Genomic DNA, 18,282 nt, shown 5'->3' with positions numbered 1-18,282 from the left:
GGAAAGGTCGGAACACACTCAATAGGAGACAGCAAATGAAGACGCACATCAAATCTCTGGCCGCCTTGGCCGTCACGGTTTCCACACTGGTGGCCGCCCCGGTGATGGCCAAAGGGACCAGGCTCGACATCCAAAGCGCATGGCCTTTGACCATGCCCGCAAGTGGCGCCAACGCGGCATATTTGGGTGAGACGCTCAATGAAAGCTCAGGTGGGTCGCTTGATGTGACCGTTTATGGCGCGGGCAAATTGGTGCCGTCGCTGCAAATTTTCGACGCGGTGCAACAGGGTACGTTGGACGCCGGTATCACCTCTCCGCTCTATGTCGCGGGTCGCTTTCCGGCTGTGCAATTGTTTGGCGGCATCCCCTTTGGCCCCGACGCCATCACCCACACGGCTTGGCTTTATGACGGTGGCGGGCGCGAAATCTGGTCCGAAATCTACGCCAAACAGGGGGTTGTAACCATCCCCTGTGGCCTGATGGATAGCGAAGCGGGTGGCTGGTACAATTTCGAGATCAACACGGTCGATGATTTCAAAGGCAAGAAGGTTCGGTTTGCCGGGCTGGCCGGCGAAGCGATGGCCAAGGTCGGTGCGTCCATCGTGCTTTTGCCGGGGGGTGAGATCTATCCGGGTCTTGAAAAAGGTCTGATTGATGGCACTGAATTGTCCATGCCCGCCATCGACATCACTCTGGGTCTTCAGCAAGTGGGCAAATACTATTACCTCCCCGGTTGGCACCAACCCGCCGCGATGAACGAGCTGATTGTCAATCAGGCGAAATGGGACAGTCTGGATGCCAGCCAACAGGCTTTGATCGAAGAAAGCTGTAAGGCGGTGAACCTTGAGTCCATCACCTCGACCATGGCGTTGAATGCCAAAGCCGTGGCCGAGTTTGAAGCCGCTGGTGTTGAGATCAAATCCTTCCCGCCGGAAGTCTTGGAGCATCTCCATGCCGCCTTTGACGAGGTGATCGCAGAACAAACTTCCAAAGACGCCGATTTCAAACGGGTCTGGGAGTCGCTGACCGCCTACCGCGCCTCTGTCGCGCCTTGGGCGGAACGTCGTTGAGCCATCTGCGCCGGGGGGATACCTCCGGCGCGCATTTGCAGGGAAGCACATCATGCAAATCGTCATCGCGCTCATTGAGGGCTTCATCATCCGGGTTGGTAAAATCGGCGCGTTGTTTTTACCGCTTTTGATGCTCACCATTCTGGTTAATGTCACCTCTCGATATGCCTTCGGCATTGGCTCGATCGAGTTGGAAGAATTGCAATGGCACCTCAATGCCGTGGCGGTGATGTCCTGTCTGGCATGGGCATATCAACAAGACGCTCATGTGCGCGTTGATGCGTTTCACGTCAAAATGTCGGCCGTGCAAAAGGCCATCGTCGAACTGTGCGGCGTGGTGTTTTTGTTGTTGCCGTTCCTTTGGTTTGTCACTGACAGCGCGTGGACGATTTTTGGCTATTCTTGGCGCCTCAAAGAAGGCTCGCCCATGCCGTCGGGGTTGCCCGCGCGCTACATCATCAAATTCGTGATGGCCGCTGGGCTCAGCCTTTTGGCGTTGCAAGCCGTGGCCATTGCTCTGAAATCCATCCTCTTTCTGTTTGGTCCCAAGACCTACAAAGACTAAGGCGCAATCATGGACATTCTCTTTGTTTTCCTTCTTTTCGCCTCCTTCATGGTGGTGATGTTCTCGGGCTTTCCGATTGCGTTTGTTTTGGGCGGTGTCGCAGTTCTGTTCGCGGCTTTGGGCACGTTGCTCGATGCCTTTAGTGTAGACGCCGATATGGCCTCACTGCGGATGATCGGATTTGTTGCCAACCGCATCTTCGACACGCTCTCAAGCTACTCTCTCATCCCGATTTCGATGTTCGTGTTTATGGGCATGATGTTGGACAAATCCGGTGTGGCGGAGCGGCTTTTGACCCGAATGCATCAAGTGTTGCGGGTGGTTCCGGGTGGCATGGCGGTCTCTGTTGTGTTGATCGGCGTGGTACTTGCTGCCTCCACTGGCATCATCGGGGCATCTGTCGTTTTGCTCGCGACCATCGCGATGCCGGCGATGCGCGGCGCGGGTTACGATGACCGGCTTGGGCTTGGCGTTGTCGGGGCAACCGGGTGTTTGGGCATTCTTATCCCGCCGTCGATCATGCTCATCGTCATGGGGGATCAGTTGCAGATCCCTGTCGGCGACTTGTTCCGTGGCGCGATGGTGCCGGGGCTTTTGTTGGCGCTGGCCTATGTCGCCTATGCCGTGTTTGTTGCATTGCGCTATCCAGATCGCGCTCCGACCAAACCGATTGAAGCGGGGCGTGAGCCGCGCGAGGTCGTGCTTGATTTGATCGGCTCTCTGGTCGCGCCGTTGCTTTTGGTCATTGCGGTTTTGGGGTCGATCATCTTTGGCATCGCCACGCCGACCGAGGCCTCTGGCGTCGGTGCAGCGGGGGCGACGTTGATCGCATTGATGTCGAAACGTCTCACGTGGTCGGGATTTCGGGAGGTGTGCGAAAGCACAGGTACAACCACCGCGTTTCTCTTTGCGTTGATCTTTGGTGCATCGTGTTTTTCCGTCGTGCTGCGCGGATATGGTGGCGATGAATTGATCGAAAATGCGCTTCACGCCATCCCCTTGCCGCCGACCGGGACATTGATTTTGATCCTGTTTATCGTGTTTCTGTTAGGGTTCTTTCTAGACTGGATGGAGATCATTTTGATTGTTGCCCCTTTGGTTTTGCCGGTTTTGACCGCGTTGGGGCATGACCCGGCCTGGGTGGCCGTTCTGATGGCGATTTGCCTGCAGACCTCGTTTTTGACCCCGCCGGTTGGGATGGCGTTGTTCTACCTCAAAAATGCGGTGCCGGATGTGGAAATCACCCACATCTATCGAGCGGTTCTGCCTTTCGTGGCAATGCAAATCGGGATTTTGGTACTCACGCTTCTGGTGCCAAAACTTGCCCTTTGGTGAGAGGAGCAAACTGAAAAAGGGCGCCTGTTGGGGCGCCCTTTCGCGTGTGAGTCGCTGTGATTTCACGGTTTCATCAAAACCGAGGCAGAGGGATAATCCGAGGCCCAAGTGGCAGGAAGAGGCGCAACAAAGACGTTTTCCGTGCGGTTGCGAGTGTAACGCCACGTGCCATCGTCGCATTTTTTGAACGCATTAAACAGGCGCGAAGAACGCAAAAGCGCTTTGCCGTCGGAGAACAGCCAAGGCTGCATATGGACCCATTGACCCGTTGCAGTCAGGCCGTCGGAGGCCACGTTGATCTGCTCCGAGGTCAGGTAGTGACAGTTGAGAATCAGCGCCGGATCGGTTTTGCCGCCCCAGAACCCTTCGAAGTGTTTACGCACGGCGGCTTTGCCTTCGGCGCGGCCAAACTGTCCGGTGTAATATTCGCCAACGCCTTCCCAAACGGCTTCTTCAGAGAAGAGTTCCATAATTAAATCAATGCGTTCTGCATCATCTTTGACGCCATATTCGGGCATCGGGGTGTCGCAAAGAAACATGTAGCGGGATTGTACGCGGCGGACTTCGGCCTCGGCTTCGAGCAGTTCAAGCCGTTTGGTGAGGGCGGCGATGGTGTCAGAGTCGGTCATGTGCGTCCTTTCGGTTCGGCGCTGTGTCGCGCCTTGGATTTTGAGACAAACCTCGGGCAAAAATTGAGCTTTGCGGAGGAGTGTTGCCTGCAATTAAAGCAGTAAAATTACCGTAAATAGGTTTTACAGCACTCTCCGTAAATGCGCAAAGAAATTGTTTCATCTTTCACTTGACCTGTGACGTAAATACGTGAAGATTACTGTAACAGCGTCGCGCTAGATGACGTCAAAGCCCAAACAGGGACCAGAAAATGAACGCACACGCCACCAGCTCTCACGCGCTGGTCCAAGAGCTGTCTATGGGCGGCACTGGACCAACCGTCGTGATCAAAGATTGCATCGACATTGCCGGCACAGTGACGGGCTGTGGCTCGGAAGCCTTTGCTTCTGCCGCGCCAGCCCTTGAAAACGCCGTTGTGGTCGACGCCCTTCTGACGGCCGGATGCCGGATCATCGGCAAAGCCAATATGCACGAACTGGCCTTTGGAATGACGGGCGTGAATGGCTTTCACGGCACCCCTGTAAACCCCAATTGGCCAGACCGCATTCCCGGAGGATCGTCGTCCGGGTCCGCCGTCGCCGTGGCCTCGGGCCTATGCGATTTTGCTATTGGCACGGATACCGGCGGATCGGTGCGCCAGCCTGCGATTTGCTGTGGTGTGATCGGGATCAAGCCCACCTTTGGCCGGATCAGCCGCAAGGGTCTGTCGCCCAAGAACAGCTCGCTCGATTGTGTCGGGGCCTTCGCCCGCGACATGGATATGATCGAGACCGCGATGGCGGCAATGGACCCGACCTTCACCCCTGAAACCCTTGTCAACGCTCCCAAATTGACTCGGATCAAATCTGATCCCGTGGCCGAAGTGGGGGACCCTTTGGTCTATGCCTTGATGGATGCCTATCCGGGCATGGGCTATGAGTGCCTCCCCCATTTTGAAGCGGCGTTTCAGGCTGGAATGACGGTGATTTCCTATGAGACCGCCGCCGCGTTTGGGCATTTGCTCGACGAAGGCGCGCCGCTTGGCACGGATATTCACAAGCGCCTGACGGCGGCACGCCACGTGACCGAGGCGCAATTGGCCGAGGCCGAAGCAGTGCGCACCGCGTTTACCGCCGAAGTGGACGCGCTTTTGGAACAGTATGACGCGCTTGTGACGCCGGCTTTGCCGGTGATTCCGCCGACGCTGAGCGAGGCGCAAGACCCACAAACCATTCTGCCGCTGACGCGCTTTTTGCGTCCGTTTAACCTCAGCGGCCACCCCGCCATCACCTTGCCCGCGCGCACCAACTCCGGCTTGCCCATCGGGCTGCAATTGGTTGGGCGTAAAGGCGAAGAGGCCCGACTTTGCGCGATTGCGCGCTGGATCGTCTCCTGTGTTCCCGATTTTCAGTCAAAGGACCAAAACCAATGACCTCACTGTCCAAACTCTCCGCTGATCAGGCACATGATGCCCTCTACATCTCTGTCTTGGATCAAATCCGTGCCCGTCGGGCCGAGTTTACTCAGCTGCGCCATGTGCCGCTGGATGTGGTGGGGCGGCTACAACACATTGGCGTCTATCGTTCTTTTGTGCCCGCCCGGTTTGGCGGCGATGAGAAAACCCCCGCCGAGTTTTGTCGATTGATCGAAGACATCTCGGCTGCGGATGCCTCCACCGGCTGGGTCGCAAGTTTTGGTGTCTCTGCCACCTATTTGGCGGCACTGCCGTCGCTGACCTATGCGGAAATCTACGGCAAAGACCCAAACACCGTGTTCGCGGGCGCAATGTTCCCGCCGCAAAAAGCCGACAAAGTCGATGGCGGGTTCAGGGTCAAAGGCCGCTGGCCGTGGTGCTCTGGCATCATGGGGGCCTCGCTGGTTGGCGCGGGCATCAAGGTCGAAGGCGATGACACACCGCTGCCTCGTGTGGCCGTGCTGCCCCGCAACAAGGTGTTTGTCGATGAGACATGGAACACCATTGGCTTGTCTGCGACCGGATCGCATGACGCGGTGGTCGAAGATGTCGTGGTTGCCCCTGAGTGGACCTTTATCCGCGGCGGCAAACCCGAGATGGACGATCTGATTTTCAAATACCCGGCGATGGCTTTGGCGTCACAGGTTTTGGCCGTCGTGGCCTTGGGCGCCGCACGCGAAGCACTTGATTTCTTGGTGAAAGACGCTGCCGAGCGTGCCTCGATTACCGGCGCACCGAACCCGGGCGCACGTCCTTATGTGCAGGCCGAATTCGCTAAGGCGCAGGGCATCTTGATGGGCGCACGCGCCGCGTTTTACGACACGATTGAGGCGGCTTGGGAGCAACTCAAGACCACCGGAGATGTGTCGCAGGACATGAAAATTCGCCTGCGTCTGGTCGCCACAAAAGCCGCCCGCGATGGCGCAGAGGCGGCCCGTATTGCCTTTGTCATCGGCGGCTCGGGCGTGATGGAAACCGGCCATACCTTGGGCCGTTGCATGGTGGACGCGGCTTGTGTCGCGCAACACGCCTTTATGGGCGAAGGCACCTGGACCGCCGCGGGGGCCGGTTTTTTCGACCAACCGACCATGCCTGGCTACCCCTAAAACACCCAACTGATTGCACGAAATATTCCCGAAAGAGGACGACCCCATGAGCGACCAAAAGCCGATCCGCACTCTGTTGTGCTTTAACAACCATCCGACATTTTTCAGCCTGCCGTTTGACCAAATCGGCCCGGTTTGGAAAGCCACCCAAGAGTTGATGTCCGGCATTGACCAGATGGAGGGCGTCGAAATCGTCGGGACGTTTGACGACGATCAGACCATGGTGGGGGCTTCCTCTGGCTTTCCATTCACATGGTACATGCTCTGTGATTTCCCGACCCGCGAAGACGTTCAAGCCGCGTGTAACCTGTTGCGCACCATCGTGGTGGGTGAGGGCAATGACCGCCTTTGGAAATACATGACCGTCGAGGCGCGCATGGGCCGCGCTTTGGAAATCCCGCAACTTTAATTTTCCGGGGTGCGCGGTTTCGACGCCATCCTGATGCCACTGAGAAGGAGCTAACATGTCTCTTGATATGCCAAAGTTCAGTGACCTTGACGCACTCTACGACGAAGAGAATGCGCTGGTCGGAACCGCCATGTACGAAGATCCTGATCTCTTTGACGAAGAGATGGAAAAGATTTTCAAAAACACCTGGGTCTGGATCGCACATGAAAGCGAATTCCCTGACAAAGGCTCGTTCAAACTCTCCAACGTCGGTCTTGAGCCGGTGATCGTGGTGCGCGACCGCAAGGGAAAAATCCATTGCATGGTCAACCGGTGTCGTCACCGGGCCGCCACCGTGTGCGAAGTCAAAAAGGGCAAGACCTCGTCGTTCCAATGCCCGTATCACGGCTGGGGCTACGGGCTTGACGGCTCTTTGCGCGCGCTGCCTTACCCGGAACAGTACGGCGATGATTTCGACAAGGCTCAGCATGGTCTGTTGAAACTGCGCACCGAATCCTACAACGGCATGGTCTTTGCGACCTTCAAAGAGGACATGGAACCGCTCGAAGAGTTTCTGGGCGAGGCCGTGTGTCGCTACATCGACCTGTTCATGAAACAGGGCGGTGGCTTCCCGGTCAAAGTGTTGGGCGAGCATCAGTTCACCGTGCCGATGAACTGGAAAGTGCAGTTGGAAAACACCACCGACGCCTATCATTTCCCGGTCGTGCACAAGAGCTTTATGCAAACGCTCGACGGCCAGACCGAAGAGATGTTCGACTTTCTCGACAAGGGCAAAGGCTGGGTTGAGGATCTGGGCAATGGTCACTCGATCATGATGATGATCCCGGAGCTTGAAGACCTCGACGCCAACCTCGGCGCACCGATCCCGGCCCGTTTTGAAGAGCTGGCACAAGAAATCCGTGACGAAGGCTATCCCGAGGATCAGGTCAAGAAAATCGTCCGCGCCGTGGGCGGGGCGGGGTTCAACCTCAACCTTTTCCCCAACGTGTCCTTCTCCTTGGCGTTCTTTCGTGTGCTTACGCCGATCTCGGTTGAGCAAACCGACATTCGTCACATCGCCATCGGCATGGACGGCGGCCCGGATGCCGCCAACCAAGCGCGGATTCGTCTGCACGAGCATTTCCAAGGGCCGATGGGCTTTGGCTCGCCGGATGACGCCGAAGTGTGGGAGCGCATTCAGCGCGGCACCAAAGGCGGCGAAGACCTCAAGATCCTCGTGAACCGCGGCATGGTCGATGAGGTCGACGGGCCGAATGGTCCGCGTGGTCACATCTCCGCTGAGACCGGCATGCGTGCCGCTTACAAAATGTGGAAAGGCTTGATGGCACAATGACTGAGATGAGCAAAATCGACACCAAATCCCTGTTGGCCGATGTCACAGCTTTCATCTGGGCCGAAGGCGCGATGCTGGACGCGCGCGAATATGACGAGTGGCTCGACCTGTGGACCGATGACGGCCTCTACATCATGCCGATCGGCGACACGGTGGATTTCAAAAACAGCGTCAACCTGTGTTATGACAACGCCAAAATGCGCAAAGATCGCATTGGTCGTTTTCACCAAGGGTTCTCCATCTCGTCCGCGCCACCCGCTTTGACGGTGCGCACGTTGTCGCGGTTTCGGATCGAGGGCACAGAAGGCGACTTGGTCACCGTGACCTGCGCCGAGCATGTGATCGAGGACAAATTTGGCCGCCAACGTACTTGGGCGGGCAATATCGCATACACTCTCAAATCCACCGAGGGCGGGTTCAAATTGCACCAAAAGATCATCCGTCTTTTGAACTCTGATGGGATGCTGAATTCGTTCAGCTATCTGTTCTGATGAGCGCGCCTCTTCCAGAAAAAATCTCGACCGCAGTGGTCACGGGCGGCGCGCGTGGTTTTGGCGCGCAGGCGGTCCGGGCACTGCACAAGGCGGGCTACCGTGTGATCATTACCGACGTAAATCCCGGTGAGGAGGCCAAAGCCTTGGCCTCCGAATTGGACCTTGCTGGGGACACCGCGATCACCGCGACATTGGATGTTTCCAAGCCTGAGGATTTCCAAACCGTGCTCGACAAATGTATCGAACGCTATGGCTCGGTCGAGGTCCTGGTCAACAACGCCGCGCGCACCGCTGTGCAAAATGTGCTCGACATTGATCCCGCATTTTTCAACGAGGTCATGGCGACAAACGCTGGCGGTACTTTTGCGGGCTGCCAGATTTTTGGCCGCTATTTCAAAGCGCAAGGCTACGGTCGTATGATCAATATGGCCTCTTTGGCCGGTCAAAACGGCGGCACCGCCACGGGCGCGCATTATGCCGCCTCCAAAGGTGCGATCCTGACGCTGACCAAAATCTTTGCCCGCGATCTCGCGCCGTTTGGCGTGACCTGCAATGCCATCGCGCCGGGTCCGATGGACACGCCAATGGTGCGCGCGGTTTTGGGCGACACTATCGACAACGCCATTGCGGGCATCCCGGTCAAAAAACTCGGCGATCCCGACTTTGTTGCCAAGATGGTTGTCATGTTGGCGGGCCCCGATGCGGGCTTTGTCAACGGCGCCTGTTGGGACGTCAATGGCGGGCTGTATGTGAGGTAATGATGACCGAAAACAACGCACAAAAGCTAAAGGTCAGCGCCCGAATGGATGACCGTGGCGGGATTTCCCGCATTCGGTTCGTGCCGGAAAACGGCGGGGACATTCTCCCGTTTGCGGCTGGTGCGCATCTTGATCTCTATTTGCCTGACCTCGATATGTGGCGGCAATATTCGCTCTGCTCCGATCCTGCGGAAACCGGGTTTTACGAAATCGGGGTTCTCAAAGACCCGAACAGTCGCGGTGGTTCGCTTAAAGTCCATGAAACGGCTGTGGAGGGCGCGGTGTTCACCGTTGAAGGTCCGCGCAATCACTTTCCGTTGGATGAAACGGCCCAGACCACCGTGCTTTTGGGAGGGGGCATTGGCATCACGCCGATGATCGCCATGGCCAAGCGGTTGCACGCCATCGGTAAGGACTTCACACTGCATTATTGTACCCGCTCGGCGGATGTGACGGCCTTTCGCGACGCGCTTGAGAGCTGTGGGTTTGCCGACAAGGTGGTGTTTCACTTTGACGACCAAGACCCCGCACAACGGCTTGATCTCACGCGTGATCTTCCCGCGCCGTCTGCGGCGACCCATCTTTATGTCTGTGGCCCGCAAGGGTTCATGGATTGGGTCATCGAAACGGCGGAAGCCGCCGGCCATGCCAGTGCCAATGTGCATCGCGAATATTTCTCGGCGGATGTGGACCTCTCGGGCGATAGCTTTGAAGTCGAGTGCCGCGAAAGTGGCGTGACGCTGACCGTCGGGTCCGATGACACCATCGCCAAAGCTCTGGCGCGTGCGGGCATCAAGGTCGAAGTCAAATGCGAAGAGGGTGTTTGTGGCACCTGTCTGACGGATGTTCTTGAGGGCGAGATTGATCACCGCGATCAGTTTTTGACCGAAGAGGAACGCGAAGATGGCGACGTGATGTGCGTCTGTTGCTCGCGGGCCAAAGGTCCAAAACTGGTGCTGGATATTTAAGGGGATGATGATGGATTTGACTCAAACCCAACAGGATTTTCGCGAAGGCATGAGCCGCCTTGGTGCCGCTGTGAACCTGATCACCACCGACGGCCCGGCGGGTAAGCATGGCATCACCGCTTCGGCTGTGTGCTCCGTCACGGACAATCCGCCGACGCTGTTAGTCTGCATCAACACCCGCGCATTTGCCCATGATAAATTCGTGGAAAACGGCGTGCTTGCGGTCAATGTTTTGGCTGCCGAACACCAAGAGCTTTCGGGCATTTTCGCCCGCTTTGTCGAAGGCGTGGACCGGTTTTCCTTTGGCGATTGGGAGGCGGGTCCTACCGGCGCGCCGATGCTGACGGATGCCAATGTCGCGTTCGATTGCCGCATCACCGGCCGCCAAGAAGAGGGCACGCATTCGGTGTTTTTCTGTCAGGTCGAAGAGGTCCGCATGAGCGCCAAAGCGCGTCATGGGCTGGTGTGGTTTAGCCGGGATTTCCATCATCTTGTGGCGGAGGAGCAGGCGTGAACCTCACCTTGAACTCAGATAATCCGGCCGAGATCCGTTGTGATCTTTTCAAGGATGGTGTTCAGGGTTTTGATCTCTGCGGGCGTGACGTTGTGAAAACTTTCGTCGCGAATGCGGTAAACCTCATTGAGCGCCTTGGCGCGCAGATCATCACCCTTTTCGGTCAGGCAGACTTCGGTCACGCGCCCGTCCGTGGGGCGCACGCGGGTCTCAACCAAACCATCGACGATCATGCGCTGAACGATCTTTGTGGTGGTGTTGAGTTTGAGGGTGGAAAAATCCGCAACCTCGGAGACCGACATGTAGTCCTGTTGGTACAGCGAGATCAGAACGCGCCAGCGTGGCGCATCGACACCCAGGGGTTTGAGCCGTCTTTCGAGTGCGCGCGTGTAAAAGGCGTTGACCCGGTTGATCCAAAAATAGGGCCATGTATCACGGAAATGATCGGGTTTTTGGGACTCTTCGGGGGGCGCTATTTTTGTCATTATCGGTCTCTCCAAGTCCCGTTTTCGTCGCGTGGATTATAGAATAACACATATGTATCAGTATGATGCGGTGATTTTTCCAATAACTAAAGAACTCCCCGCGAAGGGCGTCATACCATCAAAATGCATCAATAGGGAATGTGAAAATGAACATGAAACTTAAAAAGATCGCCGCCACGGCGACAACCATCGCACTCTTCTCTGGCGCGGCGTTTGCCGACACGGTTCTCACCATGAACAGCTGGCTGCCCCCGACCCATCCGCAAGTGGCGGAGTTGTTCGTGCCATGGGCGTCGGACATTGAAAAAGTCACCGAAGGTCGCGTTAAAATCAACATCTTGCCCGCTCCGCTTGGCCCGCCCCCCGCGGCGTTTGATTTGGCCAAAAACGGCATCGCCGACATCACGTATTCGGTGCATGGCTACACGCCGGGTCGGTTTAAGACCTCCGTTTTGGGGGAGATGCCGTTCCTTTCCGATGATGCCGTGGCCACGTCTGTTGCCTTTTGGCGGGTTCAAGACGCGATGCTGAAAGACGCGGGCGAATACGACGGCGTTAAGGTTTTGACCGTGTTCACCCATGGCCCTGGCGAGATTTTCTCGCGCAAACCCATTGAGACCGCAGAAGATGTGTCGGGTCAAAAAATCCGTATCGGGTCCACTATGGCGCATGACATTGCGACCAATTTGGGGGCGGTTCCGGTCGAAGGCCCGTCGTCCAAAGCCTATGAGCTTTTGAGCCAAGGTGTCGCGGACGGGATTTTCTTTCCCTTTGAAACAGTAACCTTTTTTAGCCTCGAAGACATCTTGGACTATGGCTACACCGTGAAAGGCGGGCTTTATAATTCCGCCATGTTCGTGGTCATGAATGAAGCCAAATGGAACAGCATTTCGGCTGAGGACCAGGCCCTCATCGAACCTCTTTTGGGCGAAGCTTTCGCGCGTCGTGCGGGCGAAATGTGGAATGCTGCCGACGCCAAGGGTCGGGCTGAGATGGAGGGAAAAATCACCATCAAAGCTGCCTCTGACGAGGAGGTAGCCGCGCTCAAGACCCGTCTTGCGCCGATTGTGGAAGAGCGGATCGCGCAGATCACAGAAGCCGGTGTCGATGGTCAAGCGGCCTATGACATGATGCTGTCCGAGATCGCTAAAATCGAGTCTGAAAAATGATGAACCTGTCCGAACTCATTGCCGGGCATCACGAGGATGGGCTGCCGCGCGCGGTGGCCCGACCTTTTCACCATGTGATTGCTTGGCTTTGCGCCGTGCTGTTGATCCTGATGATGGGCTTGACCGTCTTCGACGTGTTGGGGCGCTATTTGGTGAATGCGCCGGTGCCGGGGTCGACGGAACTGACCGAAATGCTCTTGGCCGCGATCATTTTTTTGGGTCTCCCGGCGGCGAGCCTTGACCGGGAACATGTGACGGTCGATCTCTTTATTGACCGCCTGCCGGATTGGATCAATCGGCTGCGTGAACCTGTGGTTTTGCTGATGTCGGCGGGTGTGCTTGGCGTCATTGCCTGGCGTCTTTGGATCACTGCGGCTCAGGTCGCCAGCTATGGCGGCACCACTGCGACATTGGAACTGCCCGTGGCCCCCATCGGGTATCTTGCCTCTTCGCTCACTTGGGTCGCGGCGGCACTCACCCTAGCCGAAGTCTTTTATCGCCCGAAAAAGGAGGCCTGATGATGGCTCAACTTATGGCCCATTGGGAATTCGGGACGCTTGTCCTCTTTATCCTGTTGTTTCTTGGCGTTCCGATTTCCTTTGCCTTGGCCCTGATCGGCACGGCGGGCACGGCGGCCATCATCGGGTGGTCCCCGTCCTTTTCGCTGTTGGGGCAAACCTATTTCGAACACAGCCGCAGTTATTCGCTGTCGATCCTGCCGCTGTTTTTGATGATGGGGAATTTCGTGGTGCAATCGGGCATCGCGCGCGATCTCTATTCTGCCGCTTATGCGTGGCTTCGGCATCGTAAAGGTGGGCTGGCCGTGGCGACTGTTGTGGCCTGTGGCGGGTTTTCTTCGGTCTGCGGATCGTCCTTGGCGACCGCATCGACCATGGCGAAAATCGCCCTGCCGAACATGCGCAAATTTGGCTACCCGGACAGTCTTTCGACCGCCTCCATCGCGGCAGGCGGGACTTTGGGTATTCTGATTCCGCCCTCCGTGATCTTGGTGTTTTACGGCATCATGACCCAACAAGACATCGGCAAGCTGTTCCTCGCGGGCATCCTTCCGGGCATTTTGGGGGTGATCCTATATGCGCTTGCGGTTCGGATTTCGGTGCATTTTGGCAAGTTTGAGTTGCCGACTGAGGCCAAGCTTCCGCTCAAGGATCGCATCATCGCGCTCAAAGGGGTCGCTGGGGCGCTTGGGCTTTTTGCCTTTGTCATGGGCGGCATTTATTTTGGTGTGTTCACCCCGACGGAAAGTGCCGGTATGGGGGCCGGGGGCGCGTTCCTTTTGGTGCTGTTGCAAGGGCGTCTGACCGTGACCAAAACGCTTGTCACCCTCTATGAAACGGCCAAAACCACAGCGATGATGTTTTTTATCCTGTTCGGTGCACTGACCTTTGCCAACTACGTCAACCTGTCTGGGATGAGCCGCGACATTCAAGTCTTGGTCACCTCCGTGGGCGATCATCCTTTGGCGGTGATCGGGATCATCACGGTGATTTACCTGATCCTTGGCTGTGTCCTTGAGGGTCTGTCGATGATCACACTCACCGTGCCGATCTTTTATCCTATCGTCGCGGCGCAAGGGTTCGATCTAATTTGGTTTGGCATCTATGTCGTGATCGTCACCGAGGTGAGCTATATCACACCGCCCGTTGGTCTAAACGCTTTCGTGCTCAAATCCGTGGTCAAAGACGTGCAGCTCAGCACGATCTTCCGCGGTCTTGGGCCCTTTCTTTTGGTGGATGTGTTGCGCGTGATCTTAATTCTCGCGTTTCCGGCGCTCGTCTTGTTCGTTCCCAACATGATGTAGCGCGGTCGCACCAACTGCGGCGGGTCGTCCGGCAAGAGATCCGTCGCATTTTTCTTTGCCCTTGCCGCCTTAAGAGCTTGAAAATCCATGAAAGAGTTTACCTATCTGTCTCACCCGCGCCGTGTCCTGTTTGCGTCAGGCGCGCGCCGATCTCTTGGGGATGAGCTTGATCGGTTGGGCATCACACACCCGCTGATTTTGACCACACCACATCAAGAAAACGCCGTTGAGGACCTGACTGATGGGCTCATGGGGCGGAACTGGTCGCAGTTTTCCGGTGCCGCCATGCACACGCCGATAGAGGTCACCAAAGAGGCGCTGCGCAGCTATGAAAAGCGCAGCGCGGATGGGGTGGTCTCCATTGGCGGCGGCTCGACCATCGGTCTGGGCAAGGCGCTTGCCGTGCGCCAAGGCTGTGCACACATCAGCCTGCCGACGACCTATTCCGGTTCTGAGATGACCGACATTTTGGGCGAAACCGATGGTGGTCAGAAAGTGACCCGTCGCGACGCGAAAATCCGTCCCGATACGGTGATTTATGACGTCGATTTGACGCTGGGGCTGCCGGTCGGGCTTTCGGGGCTTTCGGGGATAAACGCCATGGCCCACGCGGTTGAGGCGCTCTATGCCCCGGATGCCAATCCGGTCAGCGACCTCATGGCGCTGGAGGCCATCGGCGTTTTGGCCGAGGCGCTGCCAAAGCTCGCGGATGCGCCGCGAGACGCCGATATCCGCGCTCAATTGTTCTACGGTTCGTGGCTCTGCGGTCTTTGTCTTGATAGCGCGGCGATGTCTCTGCACCACAAGATTTGCCACACGCTGGGTGGCAGTTTTGATTTGCCCCATGCCGAAACGCATACGGTCATGTTGCCCCATTCGCTTGCCTATAACGCCCCGGCGATTGCCCCGGTGATGGTGCGTTTGACATCTGTGCTTGGGGCCGATCCGGCACAGGCAATTTTTGATCTGTCTGGTCGTTTGGGGGCGCCGCGTGCGCTGTCCGATCTGGGTATGCCCGAAAGTGGGATCGGCAAAGCGGCGCAGATGGCGCTGAAAAGCCCCTATGCCAATCCTCGTCCGCTCGAAGAGGCGGCTTTGAGTGCGATGTTGACGCGCGCCTGGCATGGTGAGGCCCCACAGTCATAACCAAGTTTGGGAGGAGACGCTGATATGCGTGGCTATTTTGAAGAGAGTAAATCCGTAGAGGTGGTGAACGGCCGTATGGGCACGGATGTGCCGGAGCGGTTGGCCACGGTGATGCGCGCGCTGGTTGCGCATCTGCACGCGTTTGTCAAAGACGTGGAGCTGACCGAAGAGGAATGGGGCAAGGCGATCGAATTCCTCACCAGCACGGGCCAAATTTGTTCCGGTGAACGCCAGGAATTCATCCTGCTGTCGGATGTTTTGGGCGTGTCGATGTTGGTTGACGCGATCCAGAACCGCAAACCAAAGGGTGCGACGCCCTCCACCGTGTTTGGTCCGTTTCACGTTGAAGGCGCGCCAGAGCGTCCTATGGGCTTTGACATTTCACTGGACGGAAAAGGGGAACGATGCCTGTTTGAAGGTCGGATTCTGGACATCGACGGCACTCCGATTGAGGGGGCTGTGATTGACGTGTGGTCCGACAATGCGGAGGGCTTTTACGATGTGCAACAGCCCGATATTCAGCCCAAATGGAACAATCGCGGGGTGTTTAAAACCGGGCCCGATGGGCGCTACTGGTTCTACGGGATCAAGCCGGTGTCCTATCCGATCCCTGATGACGGCCCGGTTGGGCAAATGCTGGGCCATATCGGGCGGCATCCGTTCCGCCCGGCGCACACCCATTTTCGCGTGGTGGCGGAGGGCTATAAGCCGTTGATCACCCATACATTTGTGGCGGGCGACCCCTATCTTGAGGGCGATACGGTTTTTGGCGTGAAAGGCGATCTGATCGTTGATTTCGTCCAAGAGGATGAAGGCGAACGGACCGGAGAGTGGACGGCGCGGTTTGATTTTGTTTTGGTCTGATCCAGAGCGACAGTTTCCACGACAAAGGGGCGCCGTAAGGCGCCCCTTTTGCATTTCAGCTCAGTCTTTAATGCGCTATTTTCAAGCGATGATTTTGGATGGCCGCGCGGATTGAGGAGGCGATGATCACCACGATAACGATGGCAAGGAACGCCGCAATCGGTCGGTCTACAAAGTCCAGCGGGCTGGTGACGCGGGCCATGGCGGCGCGGAGTTTGACCTCCATGATATTGCCCAAAACCATGCCAAGGATGATCGGAACCACCGGAAGGTGGAGCCGTTTGAGGATCAGCCCAAGCACCCCGAAGGCGGCGGCAATGGCGCAATCCACGGCGGAGTTGCGCAGCGAATAGACGCCGACAAAACTCAGCATCAGGATCATCATCCCCAAGAACCGCGTGGGGATGCGGATCAACCGGATCAGCCAGTTGGAGGAGACCAGCATAAACAGAATGACGATCACGTTGAGCGCCAAAAGCGCGATGTAGAGCGCGTAGATAAAGTCGATATGATCGCGGAACAGCGCCGGGCCGGGCACCACGTTGTGGACGTAGAACACCGACAACATCATCGCGGTCAACGCCTCGCCGGGGATGCCAAGCGCCAAAAGCGGGATCATCGCGGCGGCGGGCACGGCGTTGTTGGCGGATTCGGAGGCGACGAGGCCTTCTTCAGAGCCTTTCCCGAATCTTTCAGGCGTCTTGGACCGTTTGCGTGCCAGAGTGTAGCTCATGAATTGCGCGGTGAATTCGCCGACGCCGGGGATCATCCCCATGACCACACCAAAGAATGATCCGGTGGCGGCAACGCGTTTGTATTTGAGCACGCCGAGCATCTCGCGGCCCATGCCGCCTTTGACCGGGGCGGCGTCTGGGGCGCTTTCTGGATCGACCAGCAAGGAGAAGGCCTGAGAGATCGCGAACAGACCCAAAACCACCACAATCAGGTCGAGACCAGAGGTCAGCCAGTCTTGGCCAAAGGTGAAGCGCATGGTGTATTTCACCGGCTCCATGCCTACGGATTGCAACAAAATCCCCAGACCTGCCATCATGCCCGCCGCCGCGATCTGGCCGCGGTGAGCGACGATGACCAAAACGATGCCGAGCAGGGCCGCAAGGAAGATTTCGCGCGCGCCAAACATCGGGGCGATTTTGGCCAGGAGCGGCGACAACAGGATCAAGGCGAGGATCGATAGGATGCCGCTGAAAAATGACGCGCCATAGGCAAGGCCGAGCGCTTTGGTCGCCTCGCCGCGTTGGGTCATCGGGTAACCGTCATAGGTGGTCAGCGCGTTCACCGCCGTACCCGGCGTGTTGATCAAAACGGCGGGCAGCGATCCCCCAAACATCGAAGACCCGTAAATCCCCAACAGCATCACCAACCCAACCAGCGGCGGCAAGGCAAAGGTGGCGGGGAGTAGGATTGCGATCGCCACAGCGGGACCAACGCCCGGAATGGCCCCGATGACCACGCCGCCAATGGAACCAATCATGAGGGCCACCAAGACGTCGAAACTCATCAGGAGGGAAAGACCGGAAAGAAGCGCATCCATTTCGGAAACCTTTAGAAATTGACCATCATGAAGGTGCGGATGCTGTCGGGAAGATAGGCATACAGCGCGCCTGAGGGCACTTTGACATTGAGGCCGGCCTTAAACACGGCGACGACTGCGAAGCCGAAGACGGCGGCAAGGGCGAAGCTTTGTGCGCTGCGATAGCCAAGACGCCAGACCAGCAGCACGGAGAAGAGAATGGAGGCGGGCAGGTACCCGATCACGGGCACGGCGAGCACATAGGCCAAAAACCACGCCACGAATTCCAGCGACCGCGCCCAATAGAGCACCTCTTTGCCACGCCCCGGACTGCGTTCAGAGGCGATTGAGCCGATCAAATGTATTGCGCCGAACCCGACCATCATAAAAACTCCCACAGCAGGCCAGAATGCGGGCTGGGCAAACAGCGGGGTTTTTTCGACCCAGCGGGTTTCTTGCGGCAAAAGCATCAGGCTTACGAGGGCGAAGACCATGAAAGCCGTGGCAAACACGAAATCGCCGGGGCGACGTTGACGCTGAAACAGCTCAACAAAGGATTTTAGGCGCTCCATGGCGTGGTTCCTGAGGCAAGAAGAAGAGACGGGGCCCGAGCAGCCCCGTCGTCAGTAT

20 protein-coding genes are annotated in these 18,282 nt (G+C 57.3%); 16 read left to right on the top strand and 4 right to left on the bottom strand.

All coding sequences use genetic code 11. The features are described 5' to 3' along the window. Positions 1-35 precede the first annotated feature (35 nt). The 3 genes from C8029_RS05225 to C8029_RS05215 are packed head-to-tail and all read left to right on the top strand — an operon-like array spanning position 36 to position 2,970. Entirely contained in the window at positions 36-1,070 is a 1,035-nt protein-coding gene (locus tag C8029_RS05225) for a TRAP transporter substrate-binding protein (RefSeq protein WP_152002424.1), read from the top strand. 52 nt (positions 1,071-1,122) lie between these two features. Continuing rightward, positions 1,123-1,635 carry a TRAP transporter small permease subunit gene (locus tag C8029_RS05220; RefSeq protein WP_152002423.1) on the top strand — a complete coding sequence of 171 codons (513 nt, stop codon included), beginning with the start codon at positions 1,123-1,125 and terminating at the stop codon, positions 1,633-1,635. A gap of 9 nt (positions 1,636-1,644) precedes the next feature. Continuing rightward, positions 1,645-2,970, top strand: coding sequence for a TRAP transporter large permease (locus C8029_RS05215; RefSeq protein ID WP_152002422.1), 1,326 nt, complete (start codon positions 1,645-1,647; stop codon positions 2,968-2,970). A gap of 62 nt (positions 2,971-3,032) precedes the next feature. On the opposite strand, the gene C8029_RS05210 is transcribed toward C8029_RS05215, so the two are convergent. Next, positions 3,033-3,599, bottom strand: a complete 567-nt coding sequence (locus C8029_RS05210) for a nuclear transport factor 2 family protein (RefSeq protein ID WP_152002421.1) — start codon at positions 3,597-3,599, stop codon at positions 3,033-3,035. Positions 3,600-3,850: 251 nt separating this feature from the next. Between C8029_RS05210 and C8029_RS05205 the strand changes: the two genes are divergently transcribed. The 8 genes from C8029_RS05205 to C8029_RS05170 are packed head-to-tail and all read left to right on the top strand — an operon-like array spanning position 3,851 to position 10,635. After that, entirely contained in the window at positions 3,851-5,011 is a 1,161-nt protein-coding gene (locus C8029_RS05205; protein WP_152002420.1) for an amidase, read from the top strand. Further along, complete coding sequence (locus C8029_RS05200) at positions 5,008-6,159, top strand: acyl-CoA dehydrogenase family protein (RefSeq protein ID WP_152002419.1); 1,152 nt, start codon at positions 5,008-5,010, stop codon at positions 6,157-6,159. The genes C8029_RS05205 and C8029_RS05200 overlap by 4 nt, the downstream gene beginning before the upstream one ends. A 46-nt stretch (positions 6,160-6,205) precedes the next feature. Beyond that, positions 6,206-6,568 (top strand): hypothetical protein, encoded by a 363-nt coding sequence (locus C8029_RS05195; protein ID WP_009573193.1) that lies wholly within the window; start codon positions 6,206-6,208, stop codon positions 6,566-6,568. Positions 6,569-6,623: 55 nt separating this feature from the next. Beyond that, on the top strand, positions 6,624-7,901 hold the full coding sequence (locus tag C8029_RS05190; protein ID WP_009573192.1) for an aromatic ring-hydroxylating oxygenase subunit alpha: 1,278 nt from the start codon (positions 6,624-6,626) through the stop codon (positions 7,899-7,901). Further along, entirely contained in the window at positions 7,898-8,392 is a 495-nt protein-coding gene (locus C8029_RS05185; RefSeq protein WP_152002418.1) for an aromatic-ring-hydroxylating dioxygenase subunit beta, read from the top strand. Before C8029_RS05190 ends, C8029_RS05185 begins: the two co-directional genes overlap by 4 nt. Further along, the gene (locus C8029_RS05180) at positions 8,392-9,153 is read left to right on the top strand and encodes an SDR family NAD(P)-dependent oxidoreductase (protein WP_009573190.1); all 762 of its coding nucleotides are present in this window, start codon (positions 8,392-8,394) and stop codon (positions 9,151-9,153) included. Before C8029_RS05185 ends, C8029_RS05180 begins: the two co-directional genes overlap by 1 nt. Positions 9,154-9,155: 2 nt before the next feature. Beyond that, positions 9,156-10,121, top strand: coding sequence for a PDR/VanB family oxidoreductase (locus C8029_RS05175; protein WP_226946234.1), 966 nt, complete (start codon positions 9,156-9,158; stop codon positions 10,119-10,121). 10 nt (positions 10,122-10,131) lie between these two features. After that, positions 10,132-10,635, top strand: coding sequence for a flavin reductase (locus C8029_RS05170; protein ID WP_009573188.1), 504 nt, complete (start codon positions 10,132-10,134; stop codon positions 10,633-10,635). Positions 10,636-10,649: 14 nt separating this feature from the next. Here C8029_RS05170 and C8029_RS05165 read toward each other — a convergent pair whose 3' ends face one another. After that, positions 10,650-11,120, bottom strand: a complete 471-nt coding sequence (locus C8029_RS05165) for a MarR family winged helix-turn-helix transcriptional regulator (RefSeq protein ID WP_009573187.1) — start codon at positions 11,118-11,120, stop codon at positions 10,650-10,652. A gap of 146 nt (positions 11,121-11,266) precedes the next feature. Between C8029_RS05165 and C8029_RS05160 the strand changes: the two genes are divergently transcribed. The 5 genes from C8029_RS05160 to C8029_RS05140 all read left to right on the top strand — a co-directional run bounded on the left by C8029_RS05160 (position 11,267) and on the right by C8029_RS05140 (position 16,121). Beyond that, complete coding sequence (locus C8029_RS05160; RefSeq protein ID WP_009573186.1) at positions 11,267-12,289, top strand: TRAP transporter substrate-binding protein; 1,023 nt, start codon at positions 11,267-11,269, stop codon at positions 12,287-12,289. Then, positions 12,286-12,807: a TRAP transporter small permease gene (locus C8029_RS05155; protein ID WP_226946233.1), complete on the top strand. Its 522-nt coding sequence runs from the start codon at positions 12,286-12,288 to the stop codon at positions 12,805-12,807. The genes C8029_RS05160 and C8029_RS05155 overlap by 4 nt, the downstream gene beginning before the upstream one ends. 14 nt (positions 12,808-12,821) lie before the next feature. Continuing rightward, positions 12,822-14,111, top strand: coding sequence for a TRAP transporter large permease (locus C8029_RS05150; protein WP_152002454.1), 1,290 nt, complete (start codon positions 12,822-12,824; stop codon positions 14,109-14,111). A gap of 87 nt (positions 14,112-14,198) precedes the next feature. Next, complete coding sequence (locus C8029_RS05145) at positions 14,199-15,257, top strand: maleylacetate reductase (RefSeq protein ID WP_152002417.1); 1,059 nt, start codon at positions 14,199-14,201, stop codon at positions 15,255-15,257. A gap of 24 nt (positions 15,258-15,281) precedes the next feature. Beyond that, positions 15,282-16,121, top strand: a complete 840-nt coding sequence (locus C8029_RS05140; RefSeq protein WP_152002416.1) for an intradiol ring-cleavage dioxygenase — start codon at positions 15,282-15,284, stop codon at positions 16,119-16,121. A gap of 67 nt (positions 16,122-16,188) precedes the next feature. On the opposite strand, the gene C8029_RS05135 is transcribed toward C8029_RS05140, so the two are convergent. Together C8029_RS05135 and C8029_RS05130 are read right to left on the bottom strand one after the other, a co-directional pair. Beyond that, positions 16,189-17,673 (bottom strand): tripartite tricarboxylate transporter permease, encoded by a 1,485-nt coding sequence (locus C8029_RS05135; RefSeq protein ID WP_152002415.1) that lies wholly within the window; start codon positions 17,671-17,673, stop codon positions 16,189-16,191. Positions 17,674-17,684: 11 nt separating this feature from the next. Further along, positions 17,685-18,224, bottom strand: a complete 540-nt coding sequence (locus C8029_RS05130) for a tripartite tricarboxylate transporter TctB family protein (RefSeq protein ID WP_009573180.1) — start codon at positions 18,222-18,224, stop codon at positions 17,685-17,687. Positions 18,225-18,282: the final 58 nt, after the last annotated feature.

The organism is Roseobacter sp. TSBP12 (assembly GCF_009129705.1).
GTDB classification, from domain to species: domain Bacteria; phylum Pseudomonadota; class Alphaproteobacteria; order Rhodobacterales; family Rhodobacteraceae; genus Celeribacter; species Celeribacter baekdonensis_A.
This window is presented reverse-complemented; position numbering and strand designations above follow the sequence as displayed.